This is a genomic window from Akkermansia muciniphila, from assembly GCF_018709685.1.
Taxonomy (GTDB): Bacteria; Verrucomicrobiota; Verrucomicrobiia; order Verrucomicrobiales; family Akkermansiaceae; genus Akkermansia; species Akkermansia muciniphila_E.
Map to the genome: position 1 here is coordinate 228,319 of NZ_JABDHQ010000001.1, position 22,576 is coordinate 250,894.

At 62.4% G+C, this 22,576-nt stretch carries 19 protein-coding genes; all 19 read right to left on the reverse strand.

What is annotated here, in order from left to right:
• Window positions 1–2 precede the first annotated feature (2 nt).
• The 19 genes from HHJ06_RS00930 to HHJ06_RS01020 all read right to left on the reverse strand — a co-directional run bounded on the left by HHJ06_RS00930 (window position 3) and on the right by HHJ06_RS01020 (window position 22,565).
• Window positions 3–611: a 3-isopropylmalate dehydratase small subunit gene (locus HHJ06_RS00930; RefSeq protein WP_215426933.1), complete on the reverse strand. Its 609-nt coding sequence runs from the start codon at window positions 609–611 to the stop codon at window positions 3–5.
• Window positions 612–630: 19 nt separating this feature from the next.
• Window positions 631–2,043, reverse strand: coding sequence for a 3-isopropylmalate dehydratase large subunit (gene leuC, locus HHJ06_RS00935; RefSeq protein WP_215427030.1), 1,413 nt, complete (start codon window positions 2,041–2,043; stop codon window positions 631–633).
• Window positions 2,044–2,216: 173 nt separating this feature from the next.
• Window positions 2,217–2,873: a lipoyl(octanoyl) transferase LipB gene (lipB, locus tag HHJ06_RS00940; RefSeq protein WP_215426934.1), complete on the reverse strand. Its 657-nt coding sequence runs from the start codon at window positions 2,871–2,873 to the stop codon at window positions 2,217–2,219.
• Between the two features lie 32 nt (window positions 2,874–2,905).
• A complete protein-coding gene (locus HHJ06_RS00945) occupies window positions 2,906–3,874 on the reverse strand; it encodes an N-acetylmuramoyl-L-alanine amidase family protein (protein WP_215426935.1) in 969 nt (322 codons plus the stop codon).
• Window positions 3,875–4,079: 205 nt separating this feature from the next.
• A complete protein-coding gene (recA, locus tag HHJ06_RS00950; RefSeq protein WP_215426936.1) occupies window positions 4,080–5,120 on the reverse strand; it encodes a recombinase RecA in 1,041 nt (346 codons plus the stop codon).
• Between the two features lie 224 nt (window positions 5,121–5,344).
• Entirely contained in the window at window positions 5,345–6,295 is a 951-nt protein-coding gene (locus HHJ06_RS00955) for a cell division protein FtsQ/DivIB (protein WP_215426937.1), read from the reverse strand.
• Window positions 6,296–6,342: 47 nt separating this feature from the next.
• Entirely contained in the window at window positions 6,343–7,278 is a 936-nt protein-coding gene (locus HHJ06_RS00960; protein WP_215426938.1) for a D-alanine--D-alanine ligase, read from the reverse strand.
• A gap of 23 nt (window positions 7,279–7,301) precedes the next feature.
• Window positions 7,302–9,599, reverse strand: a complete 2,298-nt coding sequence (murC, locus tag HHJ06_RS00965; RefSeq protein ID WP_215426939.1) for a UDP-N-acetylmuramate--L-alanine ligase — start codon at window positions 9,597–9,599, stop codon at window positions 7,302–7,304.
• On the reverse strand, window positions 9,592–10,716 hold the full coding sequence (gene murG, locus HHJ06_RS00970; RefSeq protein WP_215426940.1) for an undecaprenyldiphospho-muramoylpentapeptide beta-N-acetylglucosaminyltransferase: 1,125 nt from the start codon (window positions 10,714–10,716) through the stop codon (window positions 9,592–9,594). Before murG ends, murC begins: the two co-directional genes overlap by 8 nt.
• Window positions 10,713–11,855 carry an FtsW/RodA/SpoVE family cell cycle protein gene (locus HHJ06_RS00975; protein WP_215426941.1) on the reverse strand — a complete coding sequence of 381 codons (1,143 nt, stop codon included), beginning with the start codon at window positions 11,853–11,855 and terminating at the stop codon, window positions 10,713–10,715. Before HHJ06_RS00975 ends, murG begins: the two co-directional genes overlap by 4 nt.
• A gap of 28 nt (window positions 11,856–11,883) precedes the next feature.
• Complete coding sequence (locus HHJ06_RS00980; RefSeq protein ID WP_215426942.1) at window positions 11,884–12,690, reverse strand: LysM peptidoglycan-binding domain-containing protein; 807 nt, start codon at window positions 12,688–12,690, stop codon at window positions 11,884–11,886.
• Between the two features lie 23 nt (window positions 12,691–12,713).
• Window positions 12,714–14,024, reverse strand: coding sequence for a UDP-N-acetylmuramoyl-L-alanine--D-glutamate ligase (murD, locus tag HHJ06_RS00985; RefSeq protein ID WP_215426943.1), 1,311 nt, complete (start codon window positions 14,022–14,024; stop codon window positions 12,714–12,716).
• A gap of 12 nt (window positions 14,025–14,036) precedes the next feature.
• Entirely contained in the window at window positions 14,037–15,140 is a 1,104-nt protein-coding gene (gene mraY, locus HHJ06_RS00990; protein ID WP_215426944.1) for a phospho-N-acetylmuramoyl-pentapeptide-transferase, read from the reverse strand.
• Window positions 15,141–15,145: 5 nt separating this feature from the next.
• Window positions 15,146–16,519 (reverse strand): UDP-N-acetylmuramoyl-tripeptide--D-alanyl-D-alanine ligase, encoded by a 1,374-nt coding sequence (locus HHJ06_RS00995; protein ID WP_215426945.1) that lies wholly within the window; start codon window positions 16,517–16,519, stop codon window positions 15,146–15,148.
• A 19-nt stretch (window positions 16,520–16,538) separates the two neighbouring features.
• Entirely contained in the window at window positions 16,539–18,044 is a 1,506-nt protein-coding gene (locus tag HHJ06_RS01000; RefSeq protein ID WP_215426946.1) for a UDP-N-acetylmuramoyl-L-alanyl-D-glutamate--2,6-diaminopimelate ligase, read from the reverse strand.
• Window positions 18,045–18,052: 8 nt separating this feature from the next.
• Complete coding sequence (locus tag HHJ06_RS01005; RefSeq protein WP_215426947.1) at window positions 18,053–20,152, reverse strand: peptidoglycan D,D-transpeptidase FtsI family protein; 2,100 nt, start codon at window positions 20,150–20,152, stop codon at window positions 18,053–18,055.
• 15 nt (window positions 20,153–20,167) lie between these two features.
• Window positions 20,168–20,512 (reverse strand): hypothetical protein, encoded by a 345-nt coding sequence (locus HHJ06_RS01010; protein WP_102712671.1) that lies wholly within the window; start codon window positions 20,510–20,512, stop codon window positions 20,168–20,170.
• A gap of 22 nt (window positions 20,513–20,534) precedes the next feature.
• A complete protein-coding gene (gene rsmH / locus HHJ06_RS01015) occupies window positions 20,535–22,100 on the reverse strand; it encodes a 16S rRNA (cytosine(1402)-N(4))-methyltransferase RsmH (protein ID WP_251841350.1) in 1,566 nt (521 codons plus the stop codon).
• A gap of 9 nt (window positions 22,101–22,109) precedes the next feature.
• Window positions 22,110–22,565: a division/cell wall cluster transcriptional repressor MraZ gene (locus HHJ06_RS01020; RefSeq protein ID WP_215426948.1), complete on the reverse strand. Its 456-nt coding sequence runs from the start codon at window positions 22,563–22,565 to the stop codon at window positions 22,110–22,112.
• Window positions 22,566–22,576 lie beyond the last annotated feature (11 nt).

A 22,576-nucleotide genomic window follows, 5' to 3' on the forward strand; every position in this document is an offset into this window, starting at 1 on the left:
GATCAGCAGGCTGCCGTTACCTGGGGCAGCTCCGCGTTTTTCTTTTCCACGGCCTCCATGTTGACAAGCAGTTCAGCGATGGAATCCCAGCGGCCCCTGCTCAGGGCTTCCCGGGCTTCCGCAGGCATCCGGATGGGGAAGGAACCTTCCTTCCAGGAGGCTGTCATGTTCAGGAGATCGATCGTCACTTCCGTTTCCGGATGATCGGAGATGTACTGGGCCAGGGCGGCAATGTCCGCGGCGGACGCGCACACGCAGGGCAGGCCGATGCCGGTGCTGTTGCCGAAGAAGATTTCCGCGAAGGATTCCGCGATGACGGCATTGACGCCGGAGCGCTTAATGGTCTGCGGAGCGTGCTCGCGGGAGGAGCCGCAGCCGAAGTTGGAGCCACCCAGGATGATGGAAGCCCCCTTGAAACGGGGATCGTCCACCGGGTGGGATTTGGACTGTCCGTTTTCATCAAAACGTTCGTCCCAGAACATGACCCCCGCCAGCTCGTCAAACGTGATGCACTTGAGGAAGCGGGAGGGAATGATGCGGTCCGTGTCCATGTCCGGTCCGGGAACGGGAACGCACGTGCCGGTGATGGAGGTGAATTTGGTCAGAGACATATAGGTAAAAGCTGGATAGTTAATTGAAGGAGAATACTTCGCGGGCGTCACAGACTTTCCCGGTCAGGGCGGCGGCGGCCACCATGGCGGGGCTCATCAGCAGGGTGCGCCCGGTGGGGCTTCCCTGGCGTCCCTTGAAATTCCGGTTGGAGGAGCTGGCGCAGAGCTGGTCCCCCTGGAGCTTGTCCGGGTTCATGGCCAGGCACATGGAGCACCCCGCCAGGCGCCACTCAAAACCGGCTTCACGGAAGATGTCCGCAATGCCTTCCTCTTCACACTGCTTTGCAGTCATCTGGGAGCCGGGAACGGCCAGCGCCCGGACGCCGGGCGCCACATGGCGCCCCTTGATGAGGGCGGCCACTTCCCGGAAGTCGGAGATGCGGCCATTGGTGCAGGAGCCTACAAAGCACACCTGCACCGGCAGTCCTTTAAGGGGCATTCCAGCGGGGAATTTCATGTATTCCAGCGCTTCATGAATCATCTTGCGTTCGTCGTCATCTTTGGCGGAGGCGGGGCTGGGCGTGCTGCCGCTGATGCCCGTGTTCTGGTCCGGGGAAATGCCCCACGTTACCGTCGGTTCAATGGCGGCGCCGTCAATCTCCACAATCTCGTCGTATTCCGCGTCCGCATCGGAGGCGAAGCCCAGCCAGCGTTCCACGGCCTTGTCCCAGTCCGCGCCGGCGGGGGCGAACAGGCGCCCCTTGATGTATTCCACCGTAGTCTGGTCAGGATTCACGTAACCGCAGCGGGCCGCGCCTTCAATGGACATGTTGCAGAGGGTCATGCGTTCGTCCATGCTCATGGCGTCAATCACGCTGCCGCCGTATTCATAGGCGAAGCCCAGGCCGCCCTTGGCGCCCAGAAGGCCGATGATGTGCAGGGCCACGTCCTTGGCGCGCACGCCGGGGGCCAGTTTTCCGTTTACATTGATGCGGCGCACCTTGAGCGGGCTGAGCGCCATGGTCTGCGTAGCCAGCACGTCGCGCACCTGCGTGGTGCCGATGCCCATGGCAATGGAGCCGAAGGCGCCGTGAGTGGCCGTGTGGGAGTCACCGCACACGATGGTCATGCCCGGCTGGGTGATGCCGAGTTCCGGGCCCACCATATGAACGATGCCCTGGAGTCCGGTAGGGAGGTCAAAAAAGCGGATGCCGTTTTCCGCGCAGTTCCGGCGCAGTTCCTTGATCATGGCGTCAGCTGTGGCGTCCGCGAACGGTTCCTCCTGGTTGTCCGTGGGAATGATGTGGTCCACGGTGGCAAAGGTGCGTTCCGGATGGCGCACGGCAAGGCCCAGGTCCCGGACCATTCCGAAGGCCTGCGGAGAGGTGACTTCATGCAGCAGGTGAGTAGCGATGAACATTTGCGTTCTTCCGTCCGGCAGGGTGCCGACGGAATGAGCGTCCCAGATTTTTTGGAAAAGCGTTTTCCCCATAGCTGGCATAAGCATCCGTCCGTTCGGGAACCGCGTCAAGATGCAAGGGCGTATTGCTGACACGGTCTGTGTCTTACAAAGAGTGTTTTTTTGAACATTTCCTCCGCCTTCATGGTCTGAATTGGCCCTTCCCATTCTTTGCCTCATTTCCGTCTTCAAGGAAAGGCGGGCTTTCAGCGTTCTTCTGCATTGGAATTCCTGTGGAATTTTTCCTTCCACAGTTCTGCGAAAACATCCCCGAACCGGGTCAGCAGCGCGTCCCCCGGAGCAGGGTCCGGCATTTCGTTTTCCAGGCAGGTCATCTGCACGCCCTGAATGCCGCAGGGGGTGATGGCCTGGAAGGGAGGCAGGGATTCACGGGTTACGTTGAAGGCGAAGCCGTGCATGGCAATCCATTTTTTCACCCCCACGCCGATGGAGGCTATTTTGCGGTCCTCCACCCACACGCCCACCAGTCCTTCCCGGATGCGTGCCTGCACGCCGAACCGGGCGCAGGTTTCAATCAGGGCGTTTTCCAGGGCCGTAACGTAGTTGTGCAGGTCCCTTCCGCAGCGGTTCAGGTCCGTAATGGGGTACCCTACCAGCTGGCCGGGGCCGTGGTAGGTGGCCTGCCCTCCGCGGTTGATTTCATAAATGGGGTACGGGAGCACGGAACCGGGGTGCAGGCTGGCGTGGTCCCGCGTGCGGCCGATGGTGTAAACCCCGGCGTGTTCCAGCAGGAGCAGGTCGTCTTCACGCTCCGGGTCTTCCTGGTGGGCGCGGACCAGTTGTTCCTGGAGCTGTAGGGTTTCCTGATAGTCTGCCAGGCCGGGGATGCGGATGATGTTCATACGGCGGGTGGCGACGCCCGGTAAGGCCGGGGTTAACGCGTTCTGCGCGCCTGCTGGCCCAGGGCGGTGCGGTACTGGCGCACGGCGGCGGCCAGGGAGGAGGCCATGAAGTTCTGGTAGCGTTCCGTGGCGATGAGCAGGGCTTCCTGCGGGTTGGACATGAAACCGCCTTCCACCAGGATGGCCGGATGCTTGATGGTGCACAGCACGGAATACCGCGCGCGCTTGATGCCGCGGTCAACCATGGAGATGCCTTCCTTGATGGCGAGCGGCCCTTTCAGCATGTGCCCTTGCACGGCGGTAGCCAGGGCGATGTTCATGCTGTCCTGGGCGTTGCCCTGCAACGCGTCCTGCCGGATATTGCGGGACATGGAGGAGGAAGTCCCCGCGGGGGCCAGCGTGAAGGTTTCCACCCCGCGGGCGGAGGGGCCGCCGTCATTGAAGTGGATGCTGATGAAAATGGCGTTGTTGTGCCTGTTGGCGATGCGGACGCGGTCCTGAAGGGTGATGAAGTTGTCCGTGTCACGGGTCATCACCACCTGGTAGCCCATGCCCTTGAGGCGGTCGCGCAGTTTTTTGGCCACGGAAAGGTTGATGTCCGCCTCCCGGCTGATGCGGTTGCGCGTGCCGCTGTCGTGCCCGCCGTGGCCGGGGTCAATGACCACCGTGTTGAAGCTGCGGCGGTTGGCGATGTAAATGGGGCGCAGGACCGGATCAATGATTTTATGCAGGTCCATGTTGGAGACCATCAGCCCCTTGGAGGGATGGTCCGCCACGGGGTAGGAAAGCACGAACTTCATGTTGTTCATGAACATGTCCTGGCTGTGAGCCTGCATGCGGATCTGGATCTTTTCCGGCACTTCGTAAACTTTCTGCCGCCCTTCCGTACGCTCACGGGTCAGCTTGTAATGGGTGCGCACCTCGGACATCGGTATATACTGTATCCCGTTGATGGTTTCCGGGTTCCATCCGAAGGCCGTGGACAGCGTCAGCAGAAACATGCCCAAAACGCCAAGCATGGCTGCAAATGATGTGCGAGAGGTCGGATACATAGGACGATATCGCGTCCAGACTAACGGATTTTTCATGACGCACAAGAGAAAAATTCCCGTGAAAGATTCTTTTGTATCCGCGTCCGTAAAGGGGAAAGGCGGCTTCCGGAAACGGAAGCCGCCTTTGATAGGGGGGTGAAGGGAAGAAGCCGGATTATTTGGCCGCCTTCTCGTCCATCTTGGCCTTGACCAGTTCTTCGATTTCCTTGTACAGGTCGGGGTTGGACTTGAGGGCTTCCTTAGCGGCGTCCCGGCCCTGGGCAATCTGGCTGCCGTTGTAGCTGATCCAGGAGCCGCGCTTCTGGATAATGTCATATTCCATCGCCAGGTCCAGCAGGCTTCCCACGGAGGAGATGCCTTCATTGTACATGATGTCGAACTCGCATTCCGTAAAGGGCGGCGCCACCTTGTTCTTGACCACCTTGATCTTGGTGCGGTTCCCGGCCACGGTTCCGTCGCTGGCCTTGATCTGGCCGATGCGGCGGATGTCCACGCGCACGGAAGCGTAGAATTTCAGGGCGCGTCCGCCGGGAGTGGTTTCCGGGTTGCCGAACATGACGCCGATTTTTTCACGGATCTGGTTGGTGAAGACGCACACGGTGCGCGCCTTGGAGATGAAGCTGGTAAGCTTGCGGAGGGCTGCGGACATCAGGCGCGCCTGGGCGCCCACCGTGGAGTCCCCGATTTCGCCGTCCAGCTCCTGCTTGGTGACCAGGGCGGCTACGGAATCCAGCACGATGACGTCAATGGAGTTGGAGCGCACCAGGGCTTCGCAGATTTGCAGGGCTTCTTCACCGGAGCTCGGCTGGGAGACCAGCAGGTCGTCCAGGTTCACGCCCAGGCGTGCGGCGTACTGGGGGTCCAGCGCGTGTTCCACGTCAATGAACGCGGCCAGGCCGCCGGCCTTCTGGGCCTGGGCGATGGCCGTCAGGGTCAGCGTGGTCTTGCCGGAGGACTCCGGTCCGTAGATTTCCACGATGCGGCCGCGGGCGAAGCCGCCCACGCCCAGCGCGCGGTCAATGAGAAGGTTGCCGGTGGGGATGACGTCCACTTCCATTTTTGCGTTGTCGCCAAGACGCATGATGGCATTTTCACCGAAGTCTTTCTGGATCTGGGAGAGGGCCAGGTCAAGGTTGCGCTTGCGGGCCGCTGCCAGTTTTTCAGCTTCGGGGGATAAAGATGTTTCGTTACTCATAATATCGCGGAAAGTATAGCTGACGCGGCCCTGATGGCAAGTGTTCAGTAGGTCTTCACGGCCTCATTTCCCGTTGAGGAAGAACAGAATTCTGACATGGGGGAAATCCTGTGAAAACCGGGTATTCCCTCCGTTGGGGATTGAGGAAAAATGGAGAATTCTCCGTGGGCGGGAAGGGGGAGAACGGGTGAGGCCGCGCCATCGGGAAGGAGCGCGCGGGGGCGTCACTCCTCAATCGGTTCCGCCAGGGGGATATCCTCGTAGGCATCGTCAAAGATGACGGGGATGTTATGTTCCGGAATCAGGTTGATGGCGCTGATTTTGCGGTGCGTCTGGCGCGCGTGCTGAAGCGCCTTGGAGAGTTTTTCCACCTGGTGCTCCAGGCCGTAATGGCTGAAAGTGGCCTGGCAGTCATTGGAGAAGCGCACGCAGAAAGACCAGTCATTGGGCGTGGTGATGGAGACGATGCTGGGCAGGAATTCCGTCACGCTGCCGGACAGCAGCTCAATAAGCTGCATGGGCGCTTCCAGCTCACGGATGCTGATGCCGTAAGTGAGCTGGCCGGAGCTGGGCGGCCTGAGGGTCACGGAAGGCATGTGCCTGCCCTGGATGTAGGGCAGGTGGACCTGCTCCATGCAGGGGAAGATGACGCCCTCCTTGTCCGCCAGAACGCCGTACCTGGCGTCACCGGGGCGGATGCCGAGCTCCGGGCAGTCAATCCATGCTACGGGGATGCGCGCGTCAATGTCCACCAGCAGGGTGGGATCAGAGGATATCTGGCGTTTGACGGACGCCCGGCGGATGGCCGGGCATTTCAGCAGGCGTTGTTCCAGCTCTGCGGCGTCCATGGCAAAGATGTTGTCTGCGGGCCCCACGCCCATGAGGGAGAAGGCCTGCTCCGCGTTGAAGATGCCGTTGCTTTTCAGCGTAACGGTATCAATGGAGAGCCAGTCGTATTTAAGGATGTAGTCCTTCCACAGGAAGACAATGGCCCCGATGAGGCCAAAGATGAGCGTGTAAACGGTGAGGATGTGGAACAGCCTGCGCCGGAAGAGCCAGAAACGGTAGTTCCTGCCCTTGCGCTCAATGGTTTCTTTTCTCGCCTCCCGTTCCAGCAGGAGCAGTTCCGGCCTCTTGGCGGAACGGGGGACTGGCGTTGTGGCTTTGTGCGACATCGGGGGGTGTGGGAGGGGCAGCTCCCCGCCCTCTGTCAGATATTACGCTATTTCCGGGGGGTGGCTAGCGATAATTCCGCTATTTTTTCGCAAAGGGAGCCGTAGGGCCATCCTGCAGCCGCGGCGGCCTTGGGCAGCAGGCTGGAGGGGGTCATGCCGGGAATGGTGTTGATTTCCAGCACAAAAGGCTCGCCGTCCTGTTCACGCAGCAGCACGTCCACGCGGCCGTACACTTCCACGCCGGCGGCGCGGTAGGCCTTCAGGGCGGCATCCTGCACCTTTTGGGCGGTATCCTCCGGCAGGTCCGCGGGGCAGATGTAGTCCGTGCCGCCGCCCATGTTCATCCACGGGTACTTGTTGCTCAGGTCGTAGAACCCGGAGCGGGGGCAGATATGGATGACGGGGAGGGCCTCCCCGTCCAGAACGCCCACCGTAAGTTCACGGCCCTGAATGAATTCCTCCACCAGCACGGTGGAACCGTGGGTAACGGCTTCCTCCATGGCGGGGAGAATGTCTTCCTGCCTGTGGACAATGTGGACGCCCACGCTGGAACCCTCGCAGGGGGGCTTGATGACGAAGGGGAGGGGGAGGGAAGGCATCACGATGCCGCCGGAACAGTCCAGAATTTCCGCGCGCGGGGTGGGCACTCCGGCGTCCAGGAACACTTTCTTGGATTTGGCCTTGTCAAAGCACAGGGCGCTGGAACGGGAGCCGGCACCCGTGTACGGAATGCCGCGTTCCTCCAGAATGGTTTGAAGGGCTCCGTCCTCGCCGAAGGTGCCGTGGATGATGTTGTAGGCCAGTTCCGTGCCTTCCGGCAGGAGGAAGTCCGGGCCGTGCACGTCCACCTGCGTTACGTTGGTGAATCCGGCCTGGCACAGGGCGTCGTAAACGGATTTGCCGGAGACGAGGGATACTTCCCGTTCAGCTCCGGGACCGCCCAGAAGAAGGGCGATCCTGAGGTCGCGCTTGAGAGTGCTCATGTTGGAATAAAATAATGAATAGGTTAAAATTGAGGTTCCCGGTCACCGATGACCTGGGCTTCCGATTTCAGGTCAATGCCGCGGTTTTCCATGGCTTCTTTCCGGATCATGTCAATCAGGATGGTGATGTCCCGCGCCCTGGCGTGGCCGCGGTTGATGATGAAGTTGGCATGCACGTCGGACACGCAGGCATCCCCCACGCAGGCGTTTTTGAGGCCCAGCTCGTCAATGAGCCTGCCCGCCGGGATTTCCGGCGGGTTCTTGAAGATACATCCTGAGCTGGCTCCTACGGGCTGGGTGAGCTTGCGCTTGGCGCGGGCTTCTTCCAGGCGCTGCTCCATTTCCCGGGTAGAAGCGGGTTGCGTCTCAAACACGGCCTGAAGAACAAAGTTGTGGGCCAGGTCCGGAATGGAACGGTACTGGGCGTTCAGTTCCTCCTTCGTATGGCTGCGGATTTCCCCGTCTTCATCCAGGCAGACGACGGAGACCAGGTTTTGAATCATGTCCATGCCCATGGCTCCGGCGTTCATGCGGAGGCTTCCCCCCACGTTGCCGGGAATGCCGTCCATCCATTCCAGGCCGCCAAGGCCGTTCTGGACGGAGGCGGAGACCAGCTTTTTCAGGCGCACGCCCGCACCGGCGGAGATATGGCTGCCCTGGATGTCCAGCTCGTCGAATTCGCCGCCGGAGGGGTGGATGACGGCGCCGCGCAGGCCGCCGTCCCTGACGATGATGTTGGAGCCGCGGCCAATGACGTGCACGGGGATGTTCCGGTCCCGGCAGTAGTTGACCGCCGTCCGCATCCCGGAAAAGGTGGAGGGCTCCAGCCAGTACTGGGCGCAGCCGCCCACGCCCATGGTGGTGTGGCGTGACATGGGCTCGTACAGCCTGCCTTTCAAATCTTCCCCCGCGGTGCGTTCCAGGTCTTCCAGCAGGGCCAGGTCATGGGCAATGCGCATGCCGCATTCATGGACGTTCCCGGCTCCCAGCGTCAGGAACAGGTCTCCGGGGTTCAGCGCGTTGCCGATGGCGTGGTGCGCCGTGGCGAGGTTGGGGAGGTAGTGGGTTTCCACCGGGCCGTGCTTGTGCATGGCGTCAATGATGGTCTGCCCGCTCACTCCCTTGATGGGCAGTTCGCTGGCGGGATAAACGTCCGCCACAAAGACGAGGTCCGCCGCCTGGAGCACCTTGCCGAAGTCGTCCGCCAGCATCTGCGTGCGCGTGTAGCGGTGCGGCTGGAAGTACACTACCAGGCGGTTCGGCTGGAGGGAACGGGCGGTTTGGAGGGTGGCGGCTATCTCCGTGGGATGGTGGCCGTAATCGTCCACAATCCGGATGGAGGGGGAAAGGTATTTGGTTTCAAAGCGGCGCTTGGCTCCGGCAAAGGAGGCCAGCCCGCGCGTCACCGCCGGGAAATCCACGCCCAGTTCCGTTGCCAGCGCGATGGCCGCCAGGGAGTTCAGCACGTTGTGGCGGCCGGGAATGCCCAGCTCCACGCGGCCCAGTTCCTCCCCCCCCTTCAGCACGGTGAACAGGGTGCGGCCGCGGCGTTCCAGAACGTCCGTGGCGGTATAGTCCGCATCGGACCAGCCGTAGGAAACGGAATTGGGGTATGCGGCGCATACGTCCGCAGCGCCAGGATGGGCGCGGCAGTAGATGATGCTGCCCCGCGTCTGGGAGCACAGCTGGTTGAACACGGCCTTGATTTCATCCAGGTCCTTGTAATGGTCCAGGTGTTCCGGCTCAATGTTGAGGACGATGCTGTGCTCCGGGATGTAGTTCACCAGCGTGCCGTCGCTTTCGTCCCCTTCCGCCACCAGGTACTCGCTGTCCTCGTTCCAGTGGGCGTTGGTGCCCAGCACGGGGATTTCCGCTCCCACGTAGTGGCACGGGCGCATGCGGCCTTCCCGCATCAGGTGCGCGCAGAGGGCTGAAGTGGTGGTTTTCCCGTGCGTGCCGGAGACCACCACGCCCTTCTTCCCGTTCAGGATGGCCGCCAGGCATTCCGCGCGGCGCATGCAGGGGATGTCCAGCTTGCGCGCGGCGGCCAGGGCCGGATTGTCCTCCCGGATGGCGCTGGAATAAATGACGATTTCCGCGTCCGAGACGGCGTCCGCGGAGTGGGGGCATGAGAAGGACAGGCCCAGGCTCTGGAGCCGTTCCGTTTCCGTGCTCGTAACCCGGTCGCAGCCGCTTACCCGGTGGCCCATCTCCATCAGCATGAGCGCCAGGCCGGACATGCCGGAACCCGCTACGCCGATGAGGTGCAGGCGTGCCGGGTGTTCCCTGTCCATCAGGCGTTTGCGTAAAATATCAATCATGGATGGCTGCATGGTCCGTGTTTTCAATGACGTTGGCGATGCGGGATACTGCATCAGGCGTATCCAGACGTAAAGCACATTCATTCATGGAGGCCAGCAGGGAGGAATCCTTGAAGACTTCATTCAGAAAAGCCGTAATATCGTCCGGCGTGAGGGTGTTTTCACGCATCATGCGCGCCGCGCCGTGGGCGGCGAAGACGCGCGCGTTATGCGCCTGGTGGTCGTCCGCGGCAAAGGGGTAGGGAACCAGCAGGGCCGCCTTCCCCATGTGGGCCAGCTCCGTCAGGCTGGACGCCCCGGAGCGGGAAATGACCACGTCCGCCGCGGCGTACGCGGTAGCCATGGCGGAACAGAATTCAATGACGTGCACATGGGGCATGTCCGCCGTGAGCTGGCTCACGCGCGCAAAATCCGCGGAGCCGGTGATGATGAGGAAGTCGCACAGGTCCGCGCATTGCCGGGCCGCTTCAATGACCAGGGAATTGAGGTTCCTGGCCCCCTGGGAGCCGCCCATCACCAGGGCCACGCGGCGGTCCTTGGGCAGGTTGAGCTCCGCCCTGGATTCATCCTTGTCCCTGCGCTCCTCCATCTCCTGGCGCACCGGGGTGCCGGTGACGATGCACTTGGCGGGGTTGAAGTAGTGCCTGGCTTCCTCAATGCCCAGCAGCACGTTCGTGCAGCACTTGGCGGTCATGCGGTTGGCCTTGCCGGGCAGGGCGTTGGAGTCATGCACGTAAGTGCGGATGCCCTTGCGGTGGGCGGCGTACACGGGCGGGAAGGAGGTGAACCCTCCCATGCCGATGACGACGTCCGCGTTCACCTCGTCCAGCAGGCTGCGGCTGAAACGGATGGCCTTGTACAGCTTGATCCCGAACCCCAGCAGGGACATGGACGGGATTTTAGGCATGGCAATGGCCTCAATGGTGCGGAAGTTGAGATCGCCGTAATTCCGGCTGGCCTGGGCGTCCACCTTCTTCTGGGAGATGAGCAGGGTAACGTTGTGGCCGCGCTTTTTAAGTTCCTGGGCCACGGCGATGCCGGGAAAAAGGTGCCCCCCCGTGCCGCCGCAGGCAATCACGATGTTCAGGGGGGGGCGTGTGGAAGAGGGTTCAGTCATAATCTTACATCAATGGAGCGTTCGTCTTTGCGGGTAATTTCACAGTTGGGCTGTGCCCCGGTGGAAAATCTCTGGATGCTGGTGAGCATGCCCAGGGCGGCCAGCGTGAAGACCAGGTTGGTCCCCCCGAAGCTGATGAAGGGCAGGGGCAGGCCGGAGTTGGGAACGGCGTTGGTCACCACCGCAATGTTCAGGATGGCGGGGCAGAAGATGATGGCGACAATCCCCACGGCCAGGAACCGCCCGTAGGCGTCCCGGCACTGCATGGCCACGCCGATGCCGGCGTACGTCATCAGGAAGTAGCAGAGCAGGACGAACATGGTTCCGTAAAAGCCGAATTCCTCGCCCAGCGGAGCGAAGATAAAGTCCGTATGGGCAAAGGGCAGCGTGCCGTGCTTCTCCGCGCTGTTGCCCAGGCCCACCCCGTCCAGTCCCCCGCGGGACAGGGCGATGGAGGCGCGGTACTGCTGGAGCCCCGCGCCCAGGCGGTGGGCGTCCAGGTCCTTCCAGGCCAGGAAGCGTTCCAGGCGGTTGGCGTTGCTCTGCACCAGAACGTAGAGGGCTCCCCCCGCCAGGGCCAGGGCGCCGCCCAGGTAAATTTTACGCGTGCCCGCCACGAACATCACGCAGAACGCGGCCAGGGCCAGCGCTACGGAGGTGCCCATGTCCTTTTCAAAAAGAATCAGCGCCAGCGGAACGCCGAAGATGATGCCGGGCATGGCGAACCCCCACCAGAAGGAGGTGGTGCGGTCCCGGTACAGGGCCAGCCAGTGGGCCAGCGCCATCATCATGCAGAGCTTGGCGCATTCACTGGGCTGGAACTGCATGCCGATGGTGATCCAGCGGCGTTCCCCGTTGATTTCCTTGCCGATGCCCGGCACGTAGCACAGCACCAGCAGGAAGGAGGCGAACCCCAGGATCCACCAGATGTACTTCCTCCATATCCGGTAATCTATCCGGGAGAGGACCAGGGCCCCCAGCAGGCCCGCGCAGGCAAAGGCCGTCTGCTTGAACAGGGGTTCGTAAGGGTGCGTGGTTTCCTCCGCCCACGCCGCCGTGCTGGATACCATCACCAGGCCCACGACCAGAAGGCAGATGACGAAAAACCAGACCAGAATCATGCAGACTTTGGAAGACATGGCGGGAGGGGCTGGGAAGGGAGAAGAACTACTTCTTGGGAATCATGATTTTTTGACCAATCTTGAGGCGAGCTACGTCCTTGTCACTCATCTTGTTGAATTTCTGGATATTGCGCCAGTTCATCTTGTACTTGCGGCCGATGACGGAGAGGGTTTCTCCCTTTTTCACGATGTGCGGCACGCCGTCCAGTTCCGCTTCAGCCGCGGCGGTTTTTTCCTGCACGGGCTTGTCGCCGGGGCGTGCGGGAATGACCAGCGTGCTTCCGCTGACAAGGCGCTGCACCTTGGGGTTGACGGCCTTCAGGTCATTGACGGCCACCCGGTTGTCACGGGCAACGCGTTCCCACGTATCCCCCGTGCGCACAATGTGGCGCGCAGGACCTGCCACCGGAGCGGCGTCCGGAATATGTTCCTGGGCGGCGGGGGCGGGAGCCGGATGCCTGTTCGGCCGGGCGTCCACCACCTGTTCCGGCTGCGTGATGGTGACCGGGGCGGCGGGAGCGGCCTGCGGAACACGGGGCAGAACCGCGGGAGCCGCCGCAGGCGCGGGCGTCTGGGCAACGGTGGGCGGCGTAGGCAGTGTGGCTGCCATTTCCACGGTTTCCGTGGTGTTCCTGAACCAGGTGCTGCGGACATAGACGCCGCCGATCACGAGAAGGTGGAGAAGAAGGAGGACGACGAGCCAGCGCACGACGGTGCTGCTGGGGGCGTCATCTTCAAATTCGGAGACGCGGGCGCGGTACCTGCTGAGCTTGGCGCGGAGCACGGTGCCCATTTTGCGTTTCGGACGGGTGCGTCCGGTCGGATTGTGATCGGGGGTCTTGGTCGTTTTCATGATGGTGGGTTTCTGGTGGGTTGTCAGGGAAGGGGGGTAAGGGCGTTCACCGCGTCCCGGAAGGCCTGGCCGCGCTGGACGTAGCCGGTGAACATGTCAAAGGAGGAAGTGCCGGGGGAGAACAGGACGGTGTCTCCCGGCCGCGCCAGCGCGCGGGCGCGGGCCACGCAGTCCGCCACGTCCGCGGCTTTTTCCGTGGGAACCACGGGGGAAAAGGCGTCCTGAAGCTGGTCCGCGATCTGGCCGAAGACGACGCACGCGCGCGCCTTCTCCTTCAGCGCAGGCCGCAGGGGCACGTAATCCAGCCCCTTGTCCTTGCCTCCGGCAATGAGGACCACGGGGGAGTTCTGGGATTTCAGCGCCGCCTCCAGCGCGTGCAGGTTCGTGGCCTTGGAATCGTTCAGCCACAGCACGCCGTCCAGTGTGCGGACGGTCTCGCAGCGGTGGCCGGGGGGCGTGAACTCCTTCAATACCTCCGCGGCGGTTTCCGCGGGAATGCCCAGGTGGCGGCAGGCCAGCACGGCGGCCATGACGTTTTCCGCGTTGTGGCGCTGGTTCAGGGTGGTGTCCGCCAGATTCAGCAGCGCGGCGCCTTTCTCCATAACCTGGGATTCACGGTAATAAAGGTCCGCCGCCGGGGCTTCCGAACTGAAGGTGCGGACGGGGGCGTTCAGGCTCGGGAGCCGTTCCCCGGCGCGCACCACGGCCAGGTCGCTTGCCGTCTGGTTGTCGAAGATGTGCAGCTTGGCCTGGTAGTAATCCTCCACGGACTTGTAGCGGTCCATGTGGTCCGGCGCGAAGTTGAGCCATACGGCCACGTCCGGGTGAAAGTCGCGGATGGTTTCCAGCTGGAAGGAGCTGACCTCCAGCGCCAGCACGTCCGGCACGGAATCCCGGAGCAGGATTTCCGACATCGGAACGCCGTAATTGCCGCAGGCCACGGCTTCCTTTCCGGCGCGCAGCAGGATTTTTTCTACCAGGGACGTGGTGGTGGTTTTTCCGTTGGTTCCGGTGATGGCGATGATGCGGCCATGGTAAAAGCGGAACGCGAGTTCCATTTCACCGATGGTCTCCACGCCTTCCCGCCCGAATGATTTGACGAAGGGGCTGTCCGTCTCAATGCCGGGGGAGATAACCACCAGGTCCGCACGGAAGGCGCGCCCGTCTTCCTCCGTGGCGGCGGCGTGCAGCGGAATGTCTTCCGGCCAGTTGCCGATGGAGGCGGAAGTGTCAAACACGCGTACGCGTGCGCCGTGCTTCATAGCGAGGCGCGCGGCGGCGCGTCCGCTTCTTCCCGCTCCCAGAACGGCTATGTTGAGGTTGTTGAGCTGCATGTCCGTGGCTTGTCAGGCGGTGGTAATCAGGAACAGGCCCAGGAACGCCAGCAGGAGGCTGATCATCCAGAAGCGGGTGATTACCTGCGTTTCCTTCCATCCCTTAAGTTCAAAGTGGTGGTGAATGGGGGCCATGGCGAAGATGCGCTTGCCGTGGCGCAGCTTGTAGCTGCCCACCTGGAGGACGACGGACGTAGCTTCCATGACGAAGACGCCCCCGATGACGATGAAGAGAAGTTCCTGCGCCGTGCAGACGGCGGCCATGCCGAACGCCCCGCCCAGGGCCAGGGAGCCGGTATCCCCCATGAAGACCTTGGCCGGGTAGCAGTTGTGCCACAGGAAGCCCAGGCAGGCCCCCACCAGGGCCATCATGAAGACGCTGATTTCACCTGCGCCGGGGTGGAAGGGAATGTCCAAGGAATCCGCCATCAGCCAGTTCCCGCAGACGGCGGCAAGAATGGCGTAGGAAATGCCCGTGGTGACGGAGCAGCCGGAAGCGAGCCCGTCCAGCCCGTCCGTCAGGTTCACCGCATTGGAGGCGGACATGATGACCACGGTGCCGAAGGGGATGTAAACGTACCACGGCAGGTTCACCTGGCCGTAAAACGGGATGAAGAGGGAGGAAACGTAGTCATTCAGTTCCACGCGGGGAGTGCCTTCCGGGTACAGGTACAGGAACGTGACGCCTATCAGCCCGGCCAGGAACTGGATGAGGAGTTTTTTGCGCGCGGAAATGCCGTCCGAGGTTTTCTTGGCTACCTTCAGGTAATCGTCCCGGAAGCCGAGCAGCCCCAGAGCCAGCGTGACGAACAGGCAGGCGATGATGAAGGGATTGCTCATTCTGGCGCATACCAGGGTGGCCGCCACCATGGAACCTGTAATCAGCACGCCGCCCATGGTGGGCGTCCCCGCCTTGGCGCCGTGGAGCTCCGCCAGCTTGTGCACTTCCTCCGCCGTCCTGATGGGCTGGCCGATTTTCAGGGAAATCAGCGCGCGGATGACCCGCGGGGCGAACATCATGGTCAGGACAAAGGAGATGAGGCAGGCCAGCAGGGCTCTCCCTGCCGGTTCTGCAAACGCCCCTGCGGGGCTGAGCTGTTCAATGAGGGAATGCATAAAATTTACTGGGGCGGGAAGGTGAGGTTCATGACTTGCTCCATCCGGGCAAGGCGGCTGCCCTTGAAGAGAACGATGTCTCCCGGAGCCGTGTGGCTGCGGAGCCATTCGGCGGCTTCTTCTGCGGTGTCCAGGTTCACGGCCCGGGTGGAGGAGCCGGGGGAAATGGCGTCCGTAATGCGCGCGGCGTCCGGCCCCACGCTGACCACGCAGTCAAAGCGGAGCTGTTCCGCCGTGCGGCCCACCAGGGCGTGGCCTTCCGCGGAGAACGTGCCCAGTTCCCCCATTCTGCCCAGCACGGCAAAGCGCCTGCCGGTGCAGGAAAGTTCCGCTGCGGTGCGCAGGGCGGCCTGCATGGAATCCGGGTTGGCGTTATAGGTATCGTCCACCACCAGGATATCATTGACCCGGGTGCAGTGGAGCCTGCCGCCCGTAAGCTGCGCCCGGTTGAGGCCGGAGACGATTTGCTCCTTCGCAAGACCTGCCACCCAGCCGGCGGCGGCGGCCAGCAGCGCATTGCCCACCATGTGGCGGCCGTGCACGGGCAGTTCCACCTCCTCCCGGCAGAAGCCCGGGATAGCGAGGGTGAAGCACGTCCCGTTTTCCGTGGAAACGGGGTTTTCCGCGCGGACGGTTCCGGCGTCAATGCCGCAGTCAATGCAGGCGGCGCGGGTGGACTGGCGGATCATGTCCGCGTAATCGCAGTCCGCCGGAAAAATCATGAAGCCGTCTTCCGGCAGGCAGCGCGCCACCGTGCATTTTTCCCGGGCGATGTTTTCCCGGGAACCCATGTATTCAATGTGGGAGGTGCCGATGCTGGTGATGATGCCGATCTTCGGGCGCGTCATGTCGCACAGCGGGGCCAGTTCTCCCGGATGGTTCATGCCCATTTCCCACACGGCGGCTTCATCCGCCGGGGAGGCCTGGAGGATGCTGAGGGGAACGCCGATGTGGTTGTTCAGGTTGCCTTTCGTGGCAATGGTCCGGAGACCCTGGGAAAGGACGGAGGCCGCCAGGTCCTTCGTGGACGTTTTTCCGTTGGAGCCCGTCAGCCCCACGGCAGTGAGGGTCAGGCCCGCGCGCCACCAGGAGGCGAGTTTCTGAAGGGCTTTCAGCGTATCCTCCACCAGGATGACGGCGCAGGAGGGGTCCATGCCCGGTTCCACGCGGCTGACGACGACTGCCGCCGCGGTGCGGGAGGCTTCCGGCGCAAACAGGTTGCCGTCAAAATGCTCCCCCCCCAGAGCGAAGAAAACGGCATGGGGCGGCAGGGCGCGGCTGTCCGTGCACACGCCTCCGGAGGCGACCCTGTCCAGGGGGCCGCTGACCGGTGTTCCGCCGATGGCATTGCAGATGCCTTGTGCCGTGAGGGAGGTCATGAAAATGATGGTGCGTGTATTATGCCTGCGGGAATTCTTCCCGCTCCTTGATGAACATGTTGCGGCGCACTTCCTTGGCGTCGCTGAAATCAATGCGCCCGGTGGAAAGCTCCTGGTAATTTTCATGGCCCTTGCCCGCAATGAGGACGATGTCCCCCAGCCGGGCCTGTTCAATGGCCGTGGCGATGGCCCGGGCTCGGTCCGGGATGATGGCGTACCTGCCTTCCGGCATGCCCGCCGTGATCTGGCTGATGATGGAGAGGGGTTCCTCGCTCCGGGGATTGTCGGAGGTGACGATGCAGGCGTCAGACAGGCGCGCGGCCACGGCGCCCATCAGCGGGCGCTTGCCTTTGTCCCGGTCCCCGCCGCAGCCGAACACGGTGATTAGGCGGCGGGAGCAGATTTCCTTGAGCGTCTTGCAGACGTTTTCCAGGGCGTCCGGCGTGTGGGCGTAGTCAATGAAGATCTGGGCGCCTCCGGGGTGGGTGAACAATTGCAGTCTGCCGGGAACCTGCGGAATGTTCTGGAGATTCGCAATGGCGTCCCGCACCGGGATGCCGGCGCAGATGACGGCCGCTAGCGCGGCCAGGCTGTTGTACATGTTGAATTTGCCAATCAGGGGCACGCGCACCAGGTAGCTTTTTCCCTTGTATTCCAGTTCATACTCGCTGCCCTTGGCCGTGGCGTGGTGCACCAGCATGCGGAAATCCGCGCCCAGGGCGGAACCGTAGGTCTTCACGGCCATGCGGCCGGAGAACATCTCCGCCAGGCGGCGGCCGTAGGCGTCGTCAATGTTGATGACGGCCACGGGCTTGCGGCGGGCCTTGGTTTCCTGCGCCATCTGCTCGAACAGCTTCGCCTTGGCCTGGAAATAGTTTTCCATGGTGTGGTGGTAGTCCAGATGGTCCTGGGTCAGGTTGGTGAAAATGCCCACGTTGAAATTGATGCCCGCCACGCGTTCCTGGTCCAGCGCATGGGAGGATACCTCCATGGAGACGCCGCGGCAGCCGTTTTCCTCCATTTCCTTCAGCAGGTGCTCCAGTTCCAGCGGGCCGGGCGTGGTGTGGGTGGAGGGGGTGATTTCCTCCCCGTTGTCATAGGCGATGGTGCCGATCAGCCCGGCGCGCATCCAGGACTGCTTGAGCAGGGAATGGGTGATGTAGGCCGTGGTGGTCTTTCCGTTCGTCCCCGTCACGCCGATCATGGTCATGTGGCGGGAGGGATGGCCGTTCCAGGCCGCGCCCATCAGGCTGGCGGCCAGGCGGGAATCATTTACCTCCACCCAGGAGACGCCGCCGTCCCGCGCTTCCTTCGTGCAGGGCATTTCCGCGACGATGGCGCAGGCCCCGCGGCGGATGGCTTCCGGGATGAACTCATGGCCGTCCGCCTGGGTTCCCTTTACGGCAATGTAGCAGGAGCCGGGCAGAACGCGGCGGCTGTCGCATTCCAGATGGGAGATTTTCACCTGGGGGGAGCCGGTGAGCGTATGGGCGGGAAGGTCTTTGAGTAACGTAAGTAGCTTCATGATGTGGTTTATCTGCGCGGCGGTTTGGACGTGGAGGAAGAGGCTTGCGCCCGGGAGGCTTTCTTGTCCGCATCTGCGGAAGGAGTGTTTTTGGGAATGTTCATGGCCGCCGCCAGCCGGGTGGCCAGTTTCTGGAAAACCGGGGCGCATACGGTGCCGCCGCCGGGGTGGCAGTGCTTGGAGGTGGGATCGTCAATGACGATGAGGCAGACGAAGGCCGGGTCTTCCACCGGAAGCATCCCCACGAAGGAGACGGTATAGCGGTTTTCAAAATAGCCGCCCGTGGGCTTCACCTTGTGGGCGGTTCCGGTCTTGCCCCCCACGTTGTAGCCTTCAATCCGCGCCCTTTTGGCGGTGCCGTCCAGGTCCGTGACGTGGAACAGGGCGTTCCGGAGGTTCCGCGCCGTTTTAACGCTCATGACCCGGCAGGCTTCCACGGGAGGGGAGGGCTGGAAGTTCTTGTCATCCACATAAATGCCGTCCACCAGGCGCGGGCGCATGCGCACCCCGTCATTGGCAATGGCGGCGTAAGCCATGGCGACCTGGAGGGGGGAGACCATCAGGGAATAGCCGAAGCTGATGCGGGAGAAGTTGACGAAGTTGTTGCCGTCCTGGCACTGGCTGCTGGTTTCCCCCGGCAGGTCGATACCCGTCTTGGAGGAAAAGCCATACAGGTCAAAGTACTTTTTATAGGTGGGCCAGCCGGACCTGAGCGCAATGCGGAAGGCCCCCGGATTGCTGGACTTTTTCAGCACTCCGGCTACGGTCAGGCCGCTGTAGAAGCGGGGGGCGTCCGTGACGGGGCGGGAGCCTGGGACCATGTACGGCGTGCAGTTGATCATGGTGTCAAACGTGGCCTTCCCGGTATCCACGGCGGAAGTGACGGAAACGATCTTGAAGGTGGAGCCGGGTTCGTACAGGGACTGCACGGCGAAGTGGTAGGCTCCCTCCTGAAGCCCCTCGCGCGTATTTAAATTATAGTGGGGGCGGCTGGCCATCGCCAGGATGCTGCCGGTCTTGGGCTCCACCACGATGATGCAGCCGCGGGGCTTGTGGGTCTGGTCCGTGTAAAAGGAAATGGCGGCGTCCAGTTCCTCCTCCACGATGGTCTGGTACTCCATGTTCACCGTCAGGCGCACATTCAAGCCGTCCACGGCGTCCTTGAACCGGGAATCCGCGGAGGGGATGATGCGCCCGCGGCTGTCCTTCCGGTACTCCCTGATGCCGTTGTGGCCCAGAAGCTGGTCGTCCAGCTGCTTTTCCAGGCCGGAAAGCGCCACGGGCCGGGGGCCGCTGTCCTTCGTCTGGGCAATGTAGCCCAGGATGTGCACCATGCATTCCGGCACGGAATAAACGCGTTTGGAAGAAGTCTCAAACCGGAACCCCTGGACGCGGGCGTTCTGGATGGCCTGCCGCAGCAGCTCCGCTTTTTCCTCGGACAGGTTCTTGGCGATGACGATGCGCTTCTTGGGAATCTCCCCGTCCTTTTCCACCGTGTTGATGATGTCCTGCACGCTTACGTCCGGCAGGAAAGGGGCGATCACGCGGGCGGCGTATTCCAGATGGGCCTGCACGTACTCCTTCACCATCTCCGGCTCATAAAGCTCTTCCAGCTTCTTTTTGGCCATGTCCACCCCTTCCGGGCCGTCCTCGGGTTCTTCCAGCAGGATTTTCGCCAGGTTGTGTTCCTTGCTGCCGTCCTTTCTGCTGGCCGCCTGGCCCAGAATCTTGCTGCGGAAGCCGGAAACGAGCTTCTCCTTTTCCTTTTCCGTCACGGCTTTTTCCCAGAAGGCGGAATGGACGGCCTTGGAATAGGCAAGCGCCCAGCTGATGGTCTTGGGATCGTTCAGGTGGTAGCCGTCCGCGATCAGCTCGGAGCTCTGCATGTTGTTGGTCAGGATTTCCTCATTGGCGTCCATGATGCGGCCGCGCTGGGGCAGGAGAACCTCCCGTTCAATGATGCCGCCGCTGGGCACGCCGCCCGTTTTCCGGGGGGAAACCAGCTGAAGGTTGACCAGCGTCAGCATCAGCCAGATGACCGCAGCGCCCGCCACGCCGCACAGGACGAGGCTTCTTCTGGCAAATCTGGACTTCGTGATCGTGGTCATGAACGGCTCAACGCATTAATTGCCTGCCGCGGCAATGCGGGAGGCGTTTTCAGAGGAAATGTATTCGATGGCGGAGGGCTCAATAGGCTGCAGGCTGGACTTGTCCTGGGCCAGACGGTCGCGGATGGCCCAGCGGCTGGTCAGGGAGGAAGTCTTGGAGCGGTAGTATTCCTTCGTGAGTTCGCAGGAGGCGATCTCCTCGTTCATTTGCTTGATGTCGCGGGCGACCTGGATCTGGTCGTTCTTCAGCACGGCATAAGTGATGCCCGCTCCGCAGGTCAGGGCGGCGAAGGCAATGAGCCACATGATCATGCTTACGCTGATCTGGTGGCCGGTGAAACGCTGTTTGAATTTTTTCATGGTGGTGGCGAAGGAGAGGGTGTCAGATGATTTTTTCCACGCCGCGCAATTTGGCGCTGCGGGAACGGTGGTTGGTTGAAAGTTCTTCTTCTCCCGCGGTGACGGGTTTGCGGGAAAGCAGGCGGAAGCAGTAATCCGGATTGGGGCGCGGCGCCGGCCATTCCGGGCGGTCGATCTCCGGACGGCTCCGGAGGTCGAAGAACTGCTTGACCCTGCGGTCTTCCAGGCTGTGGAAGGTGATGACGGCCATGCGCCCCCCCTTGCCGAGCAGGCGCACGGAGGAATCCAGCAGGGCGTCCAGGGCGTCCAGCTCACCGTTGACGGCGATTCTCAGGGCCTGGAATGTGCGGGTGCCGGGGTGCTGCCTGCCCTTGCGGGGGAGAACGGATTCCACCACGCGGGCAAGCTGGGTAGTGGTGGTGATGGGAGCCTGGGAGCGGGCCTTCACGATGGCGCGGGCGATGGCGCGGGAGGCGCGTTCCTCGCCGAACTGCCAGAGAATGTCCGCGATCTCTTCCTCCGGAGCCTCGTTTACCAGGTTCCGGGCGGAGAAGGCGGCGCGGGTATCCATGCGCATGTCCAGCGGGCCGTCTTCCCGGAAGGAAAAGCCGCGGGAGGCGGTGTCAAGCTGGTGGGAGGAAACGCCCAGGTCCGCCAGAAGGCCGTCCACCCGGGAAACGCCCTGCCCGGCGAGGATGGCTTCCACATCCTGGAAATTGCCCGCGAGCACCTTGAAGCGGTCACCGAAGCGGGCCAGCTTGAGCATGGCGGCGCGGCGGGCGTCAGGATCACGGTCAATGCCCCAGACGGTAGCGCCCTGCTCCAGAAGAAGTTCCGTGTGGCCGCCGCCGCCCAGCGTGCAGTCCACGATGAGTTTGCCGGGGCCTGCCTCCAGCATGTCCACCGTTTCATGCAGCAGGACGGTGATGTGGCTGAAGCCGCTGCCGGAGGCGGCTTCGTCCGTTTCCGCGTCAGCGGCGGCGGAAACGGCGTCATCCCCCAGCTCGGCAATCAGGGCGTCCACTTTGGCTCCGGCTTCCTGAGCCTTCAGGGCTTCCGTGTGGTACACGTTTTCCCAGGCCATGGAGGGGGCGAGCGCCTTCCAGGAGCAGACCAGTTCATCCACTCCCTTTTCCTCCGTCAGCTCCGCAACCACATGCACATGGTTGCGGCAGATGCTCCACGCCAGCACGCGGCAGGAGGTGGCGTCCGCCAGGCCGTCCGCCATGGCCTGAATCTCCTCCGGGCGGATGTGCGTACCCGCGCCCGCGCGTAAGGAAAGCTCAACGTGGCCGTCAAAAGCCCGGTTCAGGCTGGAGGACAATGCGCCCAGTTTGCCATAGGCGCCCTTCTGGCCCGCCAGGGACATTTCCCCGGTGATGCGCGTTTTTTCCTGCTGCCAGGCGATCATATCCTGCGCCGGAAGGGCGTCATGCCCCCAGAAAACAATGGAATACGCCGTGACTTCCGCATCCAGCCCGGTTCTGGCCCCGACGCCCAGGCTGGAAACAAGCCAGCCCGGGCGCAGCGCAAGCGTTGCGTAGGGACGGGCCTGATGCGTGGGCGGAATGGTGGAGTCAGGGGGCATGAAGGGAGATTAGAGAATGCCGTAGGATTGGTTGATGTCGGAGATGCTGGCGTTTTCACGCCGGGAAACCTCTTCATAGAGGGACGGTTCCCATAATTCGAAGTATCCTCTCCGCGCGGCCAGCCTGACGGAGGAACTTAATTGTGCGTGCTCGCACATTTGTTTGGGTATCAGCAATTTACCCTGGGCGTTAATGACGGCCTCCACGCAATTGGCGTATAATCTGCCGATGAACAGGTCAATCTGCGCTTCCGTGTATCCGGGAGTAGATTCAATCTTATCAATGATTTGCTGGAATTTTTCCCGCGTGTAGGCTTTAACGGTCGGCAGTTCAAGGCGCCGTCCGGACAACAGGAGCAGGGCGCAACCTTCGGTAGGCCTCCATTCAGTCGGAATTGCAATCCGGTTTTTGGGGTCCAGCTTGTGGGTGTATGCACCAAAAAGGTTGTCAGATACACTGCTCATCACATGCAAGT